13 protein-coding genes are annotated in these 13,924 nt (G+C 71.4%); 7 read left to right on the forward strand and 6 right to left on the reverse strand.

The features are described 5' to 3' along the window. The first annotated feature begins 28 nt into the window (after positions 1 to 28). Positions 29 to 964, forward strand: coding sequence for a zinc-binding dehydrogenase (locus tag HNR02_RS12490; protein WP_179773353.1), 936 nt, complete (start codon positions 29 to 31; stop codon positions 962 to 964). On the opposite strand, the gene HNR02_RS12495 is transcribed toward HNR02_RS12490, so the two are convergent. After that, a complete protein-coding gene (locus HNR02_RS12495; RefSeq protein WP_179773354.1) occupies positions 957 to 1,574 on the reverse strand; it encodes a nitroreductase family protein in 618 nt (205 codons plus the stop codon). The genes HNR02_RS12490 and HNR02_RS12495 overlap by 8 nt on opposite strands. 47 nt (positions 1,575 to 1,621) lie before the next feature. Between HNR02_RS12495 and HNR02_RS12500 the strand changes: the two genes are divergently transcribed. Then, a complete protein-coding gene (locus HNR02_RS12500; RefSeq protein WP_179773355.1) occupies positions 1,622 to 2,233 on the forward strand; it encodes a TetR/AcrR family transcriptional regulator in 612 nt (203 codons plus the stop codon). On the opposite strand, the gene HNR02_RS12505 is transcribed toward HNR02_RS12500, so the two are convergent. From HNR02_RS12505 to moeA, 3 genes are all read right to left on the reverse strand, one after another. Further along, positions 2,230 to 3,183 carry a CDP-alcohol phosphatidyltransferase family protein gene (locus HNR02_RS12505; RefSeq protein WP_179773356.1) on the reverse strand — a complete coding sequence of 318 codons (954 nt, stop codon included), beginning with the start codon at positions 3,181 to 3,183 and terminating at the stop codon, positions 2,230 to 2,232. The genes HNR02_RS12500 and HNR02_RS12505 overlap by 4 nt on opposite strands. A gap of 2 nt (positions 3,184 to 3,185) precedes the next feature. Beyond that, on the reverse strand, positions 3,186 to 3,905 hold the full coding sequence (locus HNR02_RS12510; RefSeq protein ID WP_179773357.1) for a phosphatidylserine decarboxylase: 720 nt from the start codon (positions 3,903 to 3,905) through the stop codon (positions 3,186 to 3,188). A gap of 476 nt (positions 3,906 to 4,381) precedes the next feature. Continuing rightward, positions 4,382 to 5,605 (reverse strand): molybdopterin molybdotransferase MoeA, encoded by a 1,224-nt coding sequence (gene moeA, locus HNR02_RS12515; protein WP_179773358.1) that lies wholly within the window; start codon positions 5,603 to 5,605, stop codon positions 4,382 to 4,384. Positions 5,606 to 5,673: 68 nt separating this feature from the next. Between moeA and HNR02_RS12520 the strand changes: the two genes are divergently transcribed. The 4 genes from HNR02_RS12520 to groL all read left to right on the forward strand — a co-directional run bounded on the left by HNR02_RS12520 (position 5,674) and on the right by groL (position 9,959). Then, positions 5,674 to 6,261: an AIM24 family protein gene (locus HNR02_RS12520; RefSeq protein ID WP_179773359.1), complete on the forward strand. Its 588-nt coding sequence runs from the start codon at positions 5,674 to 5,676 to the stop codon at positions 6,259 to 6,261. 95 nt (positions 6,262 to 6,356) lie between these two features. Then, on the forward strand, positions 6,357 to 6,563 hold the full coding sequence (locus HNR02_RS12525; protein ID WP_094005748.1) for a cold-shock protein: 207 nt from the start codon (positions 6,357 to 6,359) through the stop codon (positions 6,561 to 6,563). A gap of 23 nt (positions 6,564 to 6,586) precedes the next feature. Then, positions 6,587 to 8,113: a serine/threonine-protein kinase gene (locus HNR02_RS12530; RefSeq protein ID WP_312860982.1), complete on the forward strand. Its 1,527-nt coding sequence runs from the start codon at positions 6,587 to 6,589 to the stop codon at positions 8,111 to 8,113. Between the two features lie 214 nt (positions 8,114 to 8,327). Beyond that, complete coding sequence (gene groL, locus HNR02_RS12535) at positions 8,328 to 9,959, forward strand: chaperonin GroEL (protein WP_179773360.1); 1,632 nt, start codon at positions 8,328 to 8,330, stop codon at positions 9,957 to 9,959. A gap of 59 nt (positions 9,960 to 10,018) precedes the next feature. Here the strand turns inward: groL and HNR02_RS12540 are convergent, their stop codons facing one another. Then, a complete protein-coding gene (locus HNR02_RS12540; protein ID WP_179773361.1) occupies positions 10,019 to 10,219 on the reverse strand; it encodes a PspC domain-containing protein in 201 nt (66 codons plus the stop codon). A 104-nt stretch (positions 10,220 to 10,323) separates the two neighbouring features. On the opposite strand from HNR02_RS12540, the gene HNR02_RS12545 reads away from it, so the two are divergent. Further along, positions 10,324 to 12,678 carry a xanthine dehydrogenase family protein molybdopterin-binding subunit gene (locus tag HNR02_RS12545; protein WP_179773362.1) on the forward strand — a complete coding sequence of 785 codons (2,355 nt, stop codon included), beginning with the start codon at positions 10,324 to 10,326 and terminating at the stop codon, positions 12,676 to 12,678. On the opposite strand, the gene HNR02_RS12550 is transcribed toward HNR02_RS12545, so the two are convergent. Beyond that, entirely contained in the window at positions 12,675 to 13,625 is a 951-nt protein-coding gene (locus tag HNR02_RS12550) for an o-succinylbenzoate synthase (protein ID WP_179773363.1), read from the reverse strand. The genes HNR02_RS12545 and HNR02_RS12550 overlap by 4 nt on opposite strands. Positions 13,626 to 13,924: the final 299 nt, after the last annotated feature.

Genomic DNA, 13,924 nt, shown 5'->3' on the forward strand with positions numbered 1-13,924 from the left:
GGAACAAGATCACGACGGAGGAGAGAACATGCGTGCGCTGGTCGTCGACCGTTCCGCGGAGTCCCGCTTGGCGCTGGCGGAGGTGCCCGATCCCGAGCCCGCGCCCTACGAGGCGCTGGTCCGGGTCGAGGCGATCTCGCTCAACTACGGAGAGACGTTCATGGTGAGCACGGGCCAGCTGCCCGACGGGACCGTGCCGGGCTGGGACGCGACCGGCGTGGTGGTGCGGGCCGCCGCCGATGGATCCGGCCCGGCCGTCGGCACGCGCGTGGTCACGCTCGGCATGACCGGCGCGTGGGCGGAGCTGCGGGCGGTGCCGACCGCGACGATCGGCACTGTGCCGGAGGGGGCGGACGGCGGTGCGATCAGCACGATCCCGGTCGCCGCGCTGACCGCGCTGCACGTCCTGCGGCGGTTCGGGCAGACGCTGGGGCGGCGGATCATGATCACCGGGGCGTCCGGTGGCGTCGGCCGCTTCGCCGTGCAGCTCGCGGTACGGGCCGGTGCCGAGGTCGTGGCCGTCAGCGCGGACCCGGCGCAGGTGGCGGTGCTCGAAGCGCTCGGCGCGCACGAGGTGGTCAAGCACCCGGCCGAGGTGAGCCGTCCCGTGCACGGGGTGCTGGACAACGTGGAGGGCGAGCAGATGGTCGCCGCGTTCGGGGCGCTGGCCGCGGGCGGATCGCTGGTCAGCGTCGGGCACTCCGCGAACCAGGACGTGGTGTTCCCGGTCGGCTCCTTCATCCCGGTCGACGGGCGCCACGACCGGTCGATCAGCACGTTCTTCCTGCTGGCCGACCCACACGCCGACGTGAGCGCCGACCTCACCTGGCTGGCGGGCGAAGTGGCCGCCGGCCGCCTCGACCCGGGCATCACGTGGCGCGGCGACTGGACCCGCCACCACGAGGCGACGGCAACACTGCTGGGCCGCCGCCTGCGCGGCAAGGCGGTGCTGGAAGTCAGCTGACGCGCTCACCCCACCGGTCGAGGTAGGTGATGTCCTCGACCGGTGGCCGCGCGGCCGGGCGGAAGTCCCGCTGGGTGGTGTAGGCGACCGGCAGCAGGGCGACCTGGGTGGAGTCCGCCGGGATGCCGACCACCCGCGCGACCTCCTCCTCGTGCCCGAACAGGTGGTAGCCGGTGATCGTGCTGCCCAGGCCGCGGGCGCGCAGCGCGAGCTGGAAGCTCCAGATCGCCGGGTAGATCGAGCCGTAGAACCCGGTCATCTCGGCGTTGCCACCCCCCGGACGCCCGGCCAGGCAGGCCAGCACGAGCGCGGGGACGCGGTGGATGTTGTCCAGCAGGAACTTCGCCGACTCCAGCGAGCGTGGCGCGACGAGGTGCCCGTACTCGCGCTGGGCGGCCTCGCCGACCTTGCGGATCGGCTCGGCGATTCGGGCCTTCAGCTCGGGGTCGCGGACCACGAGCCAGCGGATGGCGCCCAGCCGGTTGCCTGCGATCGGCGCTTGCATCGCGATCCGCAGGCACTCGGTGATCACCTCCGGCTCGACCGGCCGGTCCAGGTCCAGCTTGCGCCGCACCGAGCGGGTGGTGGTCAGCAACGTGTTCGCGTCCATTCGCGTCCTCTCCGAGACTTACGCTGTAAGTACTTACACTGTAAGGCGTGGCTCTGACGCGAGAAAGAGTGCTCGACACGGCACTGCGGCTGGTCGGGGAGAACGGCCTGAACGGCCTGTCGATGCGCAAGCTCGCGGCCGAACTGGGCGTGGAGGCGATGTCGCTCTACAACCACGTCGCGAACAAGCAGGACCTGCTGGACGGCGTCGCGGCGCGGGTCTTCGAGCAGGTCGCGCTACCGGATCCGCGGCTGCCGTGGGACGAGCGGCTGCGCGCGCTCGGGCTGAGCGCGTTCGAGACGCTCAACCGGCACCCCGCCGTGGTTCGCGCGCTGACCGCCGAGCGGGCCAACCCGCTGTCCGAGGGTTCGGTCCGGCTGATGGACGCCATCCTCGGCGCGCTGCTGGACGCCGGGCTCGACGAGTACCACGCGGCCCGCGGCTACCGGTCGCTGATCGGCATGGTGTTCGGTGCGGTGCTCGTCGGCGCGGGAGGGCTGGCGCCGGAACGGGACGAGCCCGCCGTCGGCTGGTTCCGCCGCACGGTCAGCCCGCGGCGGCACCCGAACCTGCACCGGGTCCTGCCCGCACTGGCCGGGATCGACTGTGTCCAGGACTTCCGCTACCAGCTCGACCTGTTCATCAGGGGCCTGTCTTAGCGGTTGCGCTGCCGGAGCCCGAGCCGCCGCCAGCTGCGCCGCCGGGAGCGGTCCTGGCTGTCCGACGGGTAGGTGCGCACGCCGCGCACCACGTGCCCCGAGGTCCGGCGCACGGCCAGCCGCTGGTTGCCCGCGACCCGCGGGAACCTCGGCCGCCGCAGGCGCAGGCGGCTCGTGCTGCGCCGGATCGCCCGGCGCTCGCGCAGCGGCACACCCCACGCCTCGGGGTGGTTGGCCAGCCAGTGGTAGCGCCGCACGGCGTAGGGGATGTGCACCAGGTAGACCAGCAGCGCGACGGCCAGCGCGACCAGCGGGTACTGGATGATCGCGGCCGCCGCGAGGCCGACGCCCACCAGCAGCGGCGCGGCGGCCTTCGCCGGGACCCGGACCGTTTTCAGCGACAGCGTCGGGATCCGGCTGATCAGCAGCAGCGCGACGGCCACCGTCCACAGCCAGACGACGACGTCGGAGGACCACCAGCCCTCGCCGAACTCCAGTGTCAGGATCAGCGGCAACAGGGCGCAGAGACCACCCGCCGGAGCGGGCACACCGACGAAGAACTCCTTCGCGTACGGCGGCTGCTCGACGTCCAGCAACGTGTTGAACCGGGCCAGCCGCAGCACGATGCAGACCGCGAAGGTCAACGAGGCGATCCAGCCGAAGCCGGACGTGTCGCCGAGCCAGATGTAGAGCACCAGCGCGGGTGAGACACCGAAGGAGATGGCGTCGGACAGCGAGTCCAGTTCGGCGCCCATCTTCGACGTCGCGTCGAGCAGGCGCGCGATCCGGCCGTCCAGGCTGTCCAGCACGGCGGCGACGCCGATCGCGCCGATCGCCAGCACGAACTGGCGGTTGAGCGCGAACTGCGCGGCCGACAGCCCCGCGCACAGCGCCAGTACCGTGATCGCGTTCGGCAGCAGCCGCACCGACGGTGTCATCACGCGGACCATTGTCAGGCTCCCCGCTCCGGCAGCGCAGCCAGCGGTGTTTCGCCGCCGATCGTCCGCTGACCCGTGCGGACCAGCACCTCGCTGCCCGGGGGCAGATAGATGTCGACGCGCGAGCCGAAGCGGATCAGGCCGTAGGTGTCGCCGGCCGCGACCTTCTCGCCGTCGGCGACCTGGCACAGGATCCGCCGCGCGACCAGGCCGGCGATCTGCACGACCACCAGCTCGTGCCCGGACTCGGTGCGCAGCAGCACCGAGTTGCGCTCGTTGTCGTCGCTGGCCTTGTCCAGGTCGGCGGAGAGGAACTTGCCGGGCCGGTAGGCGACCCGTTCGACGACCCCGCTCGCGGGCACGCGCTGGACGTGCACGTCGAAGACCGACAGGAACACGCTGACCCGCATCCGCGGCTCGGCGGGCAGGCCCAGCTCGGGCGGCGGCGCGGCCTCCTCGATGAGCGACACGAGCCCGTCGGCGGCGGCGAGCACCAGGCCCGCCCGTTCCGGCGGCACCCGCTTCGGCTCGCGGAAGAACGCCGCGGTGGCCAGCGTCGCCAGCGCGCCGACGGCGCCCAGCGGCTTCCAGACCCGCCGCAGCAGCAGCGTGGCCGCCACCCCGGCGGCGACGAACGGCCGCCCCGCGGGGTGCATCGGCGGCAGTGTGTCGCGGGCCAGGTTCAGGGCATGGGTGATCGGATTGCTCGCCTCGTCCGGCGCAGTGCTGCTCATCGAATCGGAGTCCCGGGTCTTTCGTGTCCAGAGTGTGACCGGTCCGTGATGCCAGGCCAGGCGTGGCGAATCACCGATCCGGGTAACCACGCTACCGCCAGGTCCGCGCGGGCCGTTCCGCGTCCCGTCGAAACCGCCACCTGCCGCTCGCGCAGTGCCGCGAAGGCGGCCGCGGACCGTAGTGACAGCAGAAAGGACAACGGTCATGCCGGCCCCGGAGCGCATCCGTGAAGAGCGCCTTTCCGAGCTGTTCCAGGCATGGCGCGACGACGTGAACAGTGTCCCGTTACCCCGTCTGGTGTCGCCCGAAACCGCGGTGGCCCTGGTGCGGTGCACGAAAGCGGCCGGTGCTTCGCGCCGGGCCGCTGAACCCCCCGACGGCCCAGCGGCCCGGCGCGGGCGGGTGACGCAAGGGGATGAATTTTAGCTTCCGCAAGCGAATTTGTAACCAGCCGTAGGGCAACTGTTACAAGAAGTCACGCTGAAGCACCATCGGGAAGCAGCAGCACGTCGACCTCGCTGCCTTCGGGCGCCTCGACGACATCCTCCGGGAGTTCGATCAGGCAGTTGGCGTGCGCGAACGCGTTGAGCAGGTGGGAGCCCGGTCCGCCGCGCGGGCCCACCCGGCCGGTCACCTCACCGTCCGCGTGGGAGTAGAACCCGCGCCGGAACTGGCGACGTCCCGCTGGCGAATCCAGGCTCTCGGTCAGCCGGGCCCGCACCCGCTGCCGGTCGACGTCGCGGTGGCCGAGCGCGGTCAGGATCGCGGGGCGCAGGAACACCTCGAACGACACCAGCACGCTCACCGGGTTGCCGGGCAGGGTCACCACAGGCACCCCGTTCCAGCGCCCGTTGCCCTGCGGTCCGCCGGGCTGCATCGCGACCTTGACGAACTCGACGCCCGCCCCGGTCAGCGCGTCCTTCACCACCTCGTAGGCGCCCGCGCTGACCCCGCCGGAGGTCACCACCAGATCGGTGTCCGCCAGCCGCGGCTCGATGACCGCGCGGAACTCCTCGACGTCGTCGACCACGCTGCGCACGATGTCCACGCGGCAGCCGAGCCCGCGCAGGCCCGCGGCGAGCATGATGCTGTTCGACTCGTAGATCTGGCCGTGGCGCAGCTCGCCCGGCGGCGTCACCAGCTCCGAACCGGTCGACACGACCAGCACCCGGGGCGGCGCGTGCACGGTCAGCCGGTCCAGCCCGACCGCGGCGGCCAGCCCGAGCTGCGCGGGCCCGAGCACCGTGCCCGCCCGCAGCGCGACCGTGCCCGCTGCGACGTCCTCACCGGTGCGGCGCAGGTGGGTGCCCACCGCGGCGGGCTCACGGATCGACACCTTCTCGGTGCCGCCGTCGGTGTCCTCGACCTTCACCACCGCGTCCGCGCCCGACGGCATCGGCGCGCCGGTCATGATGCGGTGCACGGTGCCCGGCAGCAGCGGCGGCACGTCGGTGCGCCCGGCCGGGATGTCCCCGGCGACCGGCAGCTCGACCGGCGTCGCCGCGGTCGCGGAGGCGACATCGACGGCGCGCACGGCGTAGCCGTCCATCGCCGAGTTGTCGAACGGCGGCAGCGAGACGCCGGCGGGGACGTCCTCGGCCAGTACCAGCCCGGCGCACCCGGCCAGCGGGAGCGTGGTGTGCGGGGCGGCGCCGAGCAGCTCGGTGACGGCGGCGCGGTAGGTGTCCACGGAAATCACGCGGACCATCCTCCCCCGCGCTGGCGTCCGTGCAACACTTCCCCCGCTTGTCGATCTGGAGGGGAAGCATGCAGGTCCGCACCCGGCACACGCCCGCGTTCGGCGTCGCCCGAGTGATCCTGGGTCCCGGCGAGGCGGTGCAGGCCAGGGGCGAGTCGATGTTCGCCAGCAGTTTCGGGCTCACCGAGGTGACGAACGGCAGGAAGTCGCCATCCGTGTTCACCGCGCCGGCCGATGGCGGCTGGCTCGACCTCGCGCCCTCCGGGGCCGGTGACGTCTACCCGCTGGAGTTCGACGGCCGCACCGGCTGGTGCGTCGCACGGGACGCGGTGCTCGCGCGACCGGCGTCGGTCCGGTCCGACGCGTGGCCGGGCCTGCAGGCGATGTTCGGCACCGAGCACGGGTTCCTCGACCATTACGCCGGAACCGGACCACTGGTGCTGGCCTGCGCCGGTCCGGTGGACCAGTTCCAGCTGGCCGCGGGCGAGCTGGTTTCCGTGCGCCCCGGCCATCTGCTGGCCTACCCGGACAAGGTGCAGTGCCGTCTGCGGGCGTTGGACCCTTCGGGGCAGCAGTCGATCCGGACGGGCGAAGGACTGATGCTCGACTTCGCCGGACCGGGATCGCTTTTGGTGCAGACCCGTAAATCTCGCTGAACCTTATTGATCCGGCGCGTTTCTCCGGTACCGTTACCTCCACTTCGGGGGCCGGGCGGGCACGGCTCCCGGTGGTTTTTCGCAAGGAGGAAACCGTGGCTGTTGGCACGGTCAAGTGGTTCAATTCCGAAAAGGGCTACGGCTTCATCGCGTCCCCCGAGGGACCCGATGTGTTCGTGCATTACTCGGCCATCCAGTCGGATGGATTCCGGACACTGGACGAGGGGGATCAGGTCGAGTTCCAGATCGAGTCCGGTCGCGACGGCCGGACACAGGCGGCGGACGTCCGCAAGGTGTCCTAGCGGCCGGCAGTAGGCTGCCCCGTGTGACAGGCGATGTGTCGGGGGACCTCACCGGTCGCCGGCTGGGCAACTACCGCATCGACGGTGTGCTCGGCAAGGGTGGCATGAGCGTCATGTACAAGGCCACCGACGTGCGGCTCGGTCGCAAGGTGGCCCTGAAGGTGATCGGCGAGCACCTGGGTGCCGACGCCGAGTTCCGCGAACGTTTCGTGGACGAGGCGCGCAACACCTCCGCCGTGGACCACGCGAACGTCGTACCGCTGTACGACTTCGGTGAACTCGACGGGATGCTCTACATCGCCATGCGCCTGGTCGACGGTGCCGATCTGGCGAGCCTCATCGCGGGCGGGCCGATCGCGCCCGACCGCGCGCTCAGGCTGCTCGACCAGGTCGCCGACGCACTGGACTGCCTGCACGAACGCGGGCTCGTCCACCTGGACGTCAAACCGGCCAACGTGCTGGTCACCAGCCGGGAGTCGGCGCGCGAGCACGTCTACGTGGCCGACTTCGGGCTGACCCGGCGCGGTGCCACGGGACATCGCACCCGCGGTGGCGACTTCCTCGGGTCGCCGACCTACGCCGCGCCCGAACACCTGCGCGGGGAACCGCTGGACGGGCGCACCGACCAGTACGCGCTGGCGTGCGTGCTGTACGCGTGCCTCACCGGCCAGCCCCCGTTCAGCGGCGACGTGCCGACGGTCATCAAGGGACATCTGGCCGTCGAACCACCCGCCGTCTCCGGCGTCGTCGGGCTGCCCGCCGGCGTCGACGAGGTCGTGCGCAAGGGGATGGCCAAGAACCCGCCGGACCGCTACGACAACTGCGTCGAGCTGATCACCGCGGCGCGCAAGGCGCTCGGCCCGGCCGCCGCTTCGACCACACCGCCGGGCCCGCCCCAGGCCGAGGCCCAACGGGAGGCCGGAATGCAGCCGTACCCACCGCAGGGCCAGCCGGGGCAGTCAGGTCAGGGTCAGCCCGGCCGGGCCGGTCAGCCCGCCCGGGGCGGACCGGGCCAGGGCGGTCTCCCCGGTCAGCCGGGACAGGGCGGCCAAGCCGGGCCGCACGGCCCCGGTCAGCCGGGTCCGCAGAACCAGCCCGGCCCGCAGGGCGGCCAGGGCCCGCTTCCTCCGGGACAACCGGGCCAGCCGCACCCAGGTGGCCCCTACGGCAACCCGGGGATGCAGAGTCACCCCGGCATGCCGATGCCACCCCGGTTCGCGCCGAACACCCCGCCCCAGAACTGGGCCGCGCAGCAGCAGCAGCAGGGCTGGCAGCAGTACCAGCAGTCGGGCTACCCGCCCCAGCAGCCCTACGGCTACGCCCCGCCGAAGCGGAGCGGCGGCCTCAAGTGGCTGTGGGCGGGCATCGCGGGTCTGGTCGTGGTGGCGGCCGTCGTCGTCACGCTCGTACTGGTGAACCGGGACAGCGGCACCTCGCCCGCGCCGACCACCGCGCCCAACATTCCCGTCGGCCCGTCCGGCGGATCGACCGCGCAGTCCACCGGCGGCGGCCCGCCCCCGGCGACGATCTCCATCCGGCCGAGCTCCTGACGTGCTGTTCTTGCACTCGCATCCGGAGAGTGCTAAACAGGCGTTGGCACTCGGCAGTGTCGAGTGCCAGAAGCACATGGTCGGGACGGTGAGGCCGGTTCGGGGCTCCGAACAGGTCGTCCGTCGCGGGCACCGAGCCTGGCCGAGCTAAGTGTCCTGCTGCCAGTCCTGAAGCGGGTCGTGGCAGCGACCTATACCGGAGGACAACACCGCAATGGCCAAACTGATCGCGTTCGACGAGGACGCCCGCCGCGGACTCGAGCGCGGGCTCAACACCCTCGCCGATGCCGTCAAGGTGACGCTTGGCCCCCGTGGCCGCAACGTCGTGCTCGAAAAGAAGTGGGGCGCGCCGACGATCACCAACGACGGTGTCTCCATCGCCAAGGAGATCGAGCTCGAGGACCCGTGGGAGAAGATCGGGGCCGAGCTCGTCAAGGAAGTTGCCAAGAAGACCGACGACGTCGCGGGTGACGGCACCACCACCGCCACCGTGCTGGCCCAGGCGCTCGTGCGCGAGGGCCTGCGCAACGTCGCCGCCGGCGCCGACCCGATCGCCCTGAAGCGGGGCATCGAGCAGGCCGTCGAGGCCGTCGTCGAGCAGCTGCACAAGGCCGCCACCGAGGTCGAGACCAAGGAGCAGATCGCCGCCACCGCGTCGATCTCCGCCGCGGACCGCACCATCGGTGAGCTGATCGCCGAGGCGCTGGACAAGGTCGGCAAGGAAGGCGTCGTCACCGTCGAGGAGTCGAACACCTTCGGGCTCGAGCTGGAGCTCACCGAGGGTATGCGCTTCGACAAGGGCTACATCTCGGGCTACTTCGTCACCGACGCCGAGCGTCAGGAAGCCGTCCTGGAGGACCCCTACATCCTCCTGTTCGGCTCGAAGATCTCCAACGTCAAGGACATGCTCCCGGTCCTGGAGAAGGTCATGCAGTCGGGCAAGCCGCTGCTGATCATCTCCGAGGACGTCGAGGGCGAGGCCCTGGCCACGCTGGTCGTCAACAAGATCCGCGGCACCTTCAAGTCCGTCGCCGTCAAGGCGCCCGGCTTCGGTGACCGCCGCAAGGCGATCCTGCAGGACATCGCGATCCTGACCGGTGGCCAGGTCATCTCCGAGGACGTGGGCCTCAAGCTGGAGAACGCGGACCTGAACCTGCTGGGCAAGGCCCGCAAGGCCGTCATCACCAAGGACGAGACGACCATCGTCGAGGGTGCGGGCGACGCGGACCAGATCCAGGGTCGCGTGAACCAGATCCGCGCCGAGATCGAGAACTCGGACTCGGACTACGACCGCGAGAAGCTCCAGGAGCGTCTGGCGAAGCTGGCCGGCGGCGTGGCCGTCATCAAGGCCGGTGCCGCCACCGAGGTCGAGCTCAAGGAGCGCAAGCACCGCATCGAGGACGCGGTGCGCAACGCCAAGGCCGCCGTCGAGGAGGGCATCGTCGCCGGTGGTGGCGTGGCTCTGCTGCAGGCCGCCGAGGCCGCGTTCGCGGGCCTGAAGCTGTCGGGTGACGAGGCCACGGGCGCGAACATCGTGCGCGTCGCCGTCGAGGCCCCGCTCAAGCAGATCGCCGTCAACAGCGGTCTCGAGGGCGGCGTCGTGGCGGAGAAGGTCCGCAACCTGCCCTCCGGCCACGGCCTCAACGCCGCGACCGGTGACTACGAGGACCTGCTCAAGGCCGGCGTTCCGGACCCGACGAAGGTGACCCGTTCGGCGCTGCAGAACGCGGCTTCGATCGCGGGCCTGTTCCTGACCACCGAGGCCGTCGTCGCCGACAAGCCGGAGAAGGCTGCCGCCGCTCCGGCCGGTGACCCGACCGGTGGCATGGGCGGCATGGACTTCTGATCTCCTGAGTCCAGGCGGAAGCCCGGGTGCGCCTCGCGCGCATCCGGGCTTTTTGCTGTTCAGTCCCGAGGCATGACGGCCCAGCAGATCGCGTAGATCAGGATCGGCGCGCCGAACCCGAGCAGCGTCGCGGCGGCGAGGACGATGCGGATGATCGCGGCGTCGACGCCGAGCAGCTGGGCCCAGCCGCCGCAGACACCGGCGATCCACTTGTCGGTCGTGCTGCGGCGGAGTTTCCCAGTGGTCACGTTGTTCGTCATGCCCCCATCCTGGGTCGCGCGGGCGTCGCGCACATCGGGGACCAACCCCGAGTGGACCCGGAAAACCTGGTTCGGGGACCTCGGGTGTGTATAGGGTCGATCACATGGCGGGATCTTTGCTCGGTACCGAGGTCCGGCGGGTCGAGGACCCGGATCTGGTACGTGGTCGTGGAACCTTCGTCGACAACCTGAAGTTCGAGGGCGTCTGCTACGTCGCTTTTGTACGTTCGCCGTTCGCGCACGCGCTGATCAACGGCATCGACACCACGGAGGCCGCCGCGGCGCCCGGGGTGCTCGCGGTCTACACCGCCGCGGATCTGGACCTGGCCGAACTGCCGGTCTTCATGGACCTCAACCCGCACGCGAAGCGGTACGCGCTGGCTTCCGACCGCGTCCGGTTCGCCGGGGAACCGGTGGCTGCCATCGTCGCCGAGAGCGCGACGGCAGCGGCGGACGCGCTCGAACTCGTCGACGTGGACTACGAACCGCTGCCTGCCGCGGTGGACGTGGAGCAGGCGCTGGAGCCCGGTGCGCCGGTGCAGTTCCCGGACATCGGCTCGAACATCGCGGCGGGTCAACGGGACGAGGCCGGTGCCGAGGTGCTCGACGGTGCCGACGTGGTGGTCCGGGCCAGGATCGAGAACCAGCGGCTGGCGGTCGCGCCGATGGAGGGCAACGCGATCGTGGCCCTGCCCGGTGATGACGAGTTCGACCTGACGGTTTACGTGTCGACCCAGATGCCGCACGGTTTCCGGGCGGCCGCGGCCAAGCTGTTCGGCTACGACCGCGACCGGATCCGGGTGGTGGCGCCCCACGTCGGAGGTGCGTTCGGCGGCAAGGTCGGGGTCATCGCCGAGCACGCGGTCGTGATCGAGGCGGCCCGCCGGTTCGGGCGTCCGGCGAAGTGGACGGAGACCCGATCGGAGAACCTGCAGGCGTCGCCGCAGGGGCGCGCGCAGGTGCAGTACGCCGAACTCGGGGTGCGCCGGGACGGAACGATCGTCGGCCTGCGGTGCCGGGTGATCGGCGACGCGGGTGCCTACGCCGGTTTCGGTGGTGGGCTCGCGCTCGGGCCGACACGCACGATGGCGCAGGGCGTGTACCGCATCCCGGAGATCAGCTACGCCGCGATCGCCGCGCTCACCAACACCGCGCCGGTCGGGGCGTTCCGCGGCGCGGGGCGCCCGGAGGCGACGGCGATGCTGGAGCGGCTGATGGATCTGGCCGCGGCCGAGCTGGAGATGGACCCGGCGGAGATCCGGCGGCGCAACTTCCTGCGCCCGGAGGAGTTCCCGTACACGACGTTCAGCGGTGCGAGCTACGACAGTGGCGACTACGACGTGCCGTTGCGCAAAGCCCTGGAGGTGGCCGGTTACGACGAGCTGCGTGCCGAGCAGAAGCGGCGGATCTCGGCGGGCGAGCCGCGGTTGCTGGGCATCGGCGTGAGCGCGTACGTCGAGATCACCGGCGGTGGCAGCGGCGAGTTCGCTTCCGTGGAGGTCCGGGCGGACGGGACGGCGGCCATCAAGGTCGGCACGTCCGGGCACGGGCAGGGGCACGCGACATCGTTCGCGATGCTCGTGTCCGACGCGCTGGGGATTCCGCTGGAGTCGGTCGAGTTCGTGCAGTCCGATACGGCCGCGGTGCCGCGCGGCGCCGGAACGGGTGGGTCGCGTTCGCTGCAGGTGGGCGGAAGCGCGGTGCGTGAGGCGGCGGGCCTGGTACTGGAGCGCGCGCGGGAGCTGGCCGCCTCGCGTCTGGAGGCGGGCGTGGACGACATCGTTCTGGCGGATGGCCGTCTCGGCGTGGCGGGCGTCCCGCAGGCGACGATCGGCTGGGCCGAACTGGCCGAGGCGGCTTCGGCGGAGGGGCGCCCGCTGGCGGAGACGACGGACTTCAAGCCGGACGGGGCGACGTTCCCGTTCGGGGCGCACGTGTCGGTGGTCGAAGTGGATGTCGAGACGGGTTTCGTGAAACCGTTGCGGCACATCGCCGTGGACGACTGCGGGCGCGTGCTGAACCCGATGATCGTGCGCGGGCAGCAGCACGGCGGGGCGGTGCAGGGGATCGCCCAGGCGCTGTGGGAGCAGGTGTCCTACGACGAGGACGGCAACCCCGTGACAGCCACGTTCGCCGACTACCACCTGCCCTCGGCGGCCGACGTGCCGGCGCTGGAGGTGTCGAACACGGAGACGCTGACGGACCGGAACCCGCTGGGCGCCAAGGGAATCGGCGAGTCGGCGACGGTCGGCTCGACCCCGGCGGTGCAGAACGCGGTGGTCGACGCCCTGGCGCACCTCGGTGTGCGGCACATCGACATGCCGGCCACACCGCAACGCGTGTGGCGCGCGGCGCGGGGCCTGGCGCCGGACCAGTGGCGCGAACCGCCCGCGGTGTTCGACACGTTGCCGGTGCGTGAATCGGGAGCGTCGGCCGACGCCGACGAGGCTGTCGCCTAGCTGTTCACCAGCTGGGAGACGCGGTCGAGGCGACGTCGCCACTGTTCTGCGGTGGCGTCGTCCGCCTCGTTTTCGTGCGCCCGGTCCGGCTCCGGAGGGGTGGTCAGAACGGGCAGATAACCGTCCACAGGGGACAGTGCCGCGCTGGTGGTGTCACTCGTCAGCAGGGACATCGTGCCCAGCCCGCACGCGAAGTCGAGTTCGGGAAGGGCCCCGGCGAGCGCGAGCCCGGCCGCGAGCCCGACGCTGGTCTCGACGGCCGAGGAGACGACACACGGAAGCCCGCACGCTTCGGCGACCTGCAGTGCCCGCCGGACTCCGCCGAGGGGAGCGACCTTGATGACGGCGACATCGGCGGCGTTCGCGACGGCCACCCGGAGCGGATCCTCGGCCCGCCGGATGGACTCGTCCGCCGCGATGCGCACGTCGGTTTTCCTGCGTACGGCAGCGAGTTCGTCGATGGACGGACAGGGCTGCTCGACGTATTCGAGGCCCCCGGCGGCCTTGTCGAGCTCCCGGACGGCCTTCACGGCGGTGTCGACGTCCCAGGCGGCATTGGCGTCCACGCGGATGGCCCCGTTGCTGCCCAGAGCATCCCGCACCGCCGCGACGCGATCACAATCGTCCGAAAGGGACGTACGTGGATCCGCGACCTTCACCTTGGCCGTACGGCACCCGGACTCGGCGGCCAACTGGTACGCCTTCTCGGCCTCGACGACAGGCACAGTGGTGTTGACCTCGACCCGGCGCCGCACCGGCGCCGGCCACCCCTCGCGAGACGCCTCCAACGCGGCCCGCAGCCATGGCACGCTCTCCTGATCGCCATAGTCGGCGAAGGGACAGAACTCGCCCCAGCCCGCGGGGCCGCGCACAAGAACCCCTTCGCGCACGGTGACCCCCCGGAACCTGTTGCGGAGGGGGATCGCGTACACCAGAGGCTCACTCACGCCCCCATCGTCGCACGGCTGCCGGGCCGGGCTGCTCAGTGCTGTTCTGGTCGCCCAGTAACCGGGGCCGTGGATGTCACGCTGTTCCGGAGCTGCTGGCGCCACTTCGCGGTGGTGCTGCTGGGACGCTCAACCCCGCCCAGCTCTCGCTGCTTCCACCTGACACCGCCGCTCGGCCCAGCGCCGCACTCGTCTCTGGCGGCTCCACGAATGTCACTCCGCCCAACGCGGCGAGCGGACCCGATTGCCCCCGGACCGACCGACCTCAGCCCACCCCTGCTCACTCCACCCCGCCATGC

Origin of the sequence: Amycolatopsis endophytica (genome assembly GCF_013410405.1) — a bacterium.
GTDB lineage: Bacteria > Actinomycetota > Actinomycetes > Mycobacteriales > Pseudonocardiaceae > Amycolatopsis_E > Amycolatopsis_E endophytica.

What these genes read in the sequence shown, in the direction of transcription:
- groL (WP_179773360.1), top strand. Translation starts at nt 8,328, where the DNA reads ATGGCCAAACTGATCGCGTTCGACGAGGACGCCCGCCGCGGACTCGAG.
- HNR02_RS12495 (WP_179773354.1), bottom strand. Translation starts at nt 1,574, where the DNA reads ATGGACGCGAACACGTTGCTGACCACCACCCGCTCGGTGCGGCGCAAG.
- HNR02_RS12505 (WP_179773356.1), bottom strand. Translation starts at nt 3,183, where the DNA reads ATGGTCCGCGTGATGACACCGTCGGTGCGGCTGCTGCCGAACGCGATC.
- HNR02_RS12520 (WP_179773359.1), top strand. Translation starts at nt 5,674, where the DNA reads ATGCAGGTCCGCACCCGGCACACGCCCGCGTTCGGCGTCGCCCGAGTG.
- HNR02_RS12510 (WP_179773357.1), bottom strand. Translation starts at nt 3,905, where the DNA reads ATGAGCAGCACTGCGCCGGACGAGGCGAGCAATCCGATCACCCATGCC.
- HNR02_RS12545 (WP_179773362.1), top strand. Translation starts at nt 10,324, where the DNA reads ATGGCGGGATCTTTGCTCGGTACCGAGGTCCGGCGGGTCGAGGACCCG.
- HNR02_RS12540 (WP_179773361.1), bottom strand. Translation starts at nt 10,219, where the DNA reads ATGACGAACAACGTGACCACTGGGAAACTCCGCCGCAGCACGACCGAC.
- HNR02_RS12490 (WP_179773353.1), top strand. Translation starts at nt 29, where the DNA reads ATGCGTGCGCTGGTCGTCGACCGTTCCGCGGAGTCCCGCTTGGCGCTG.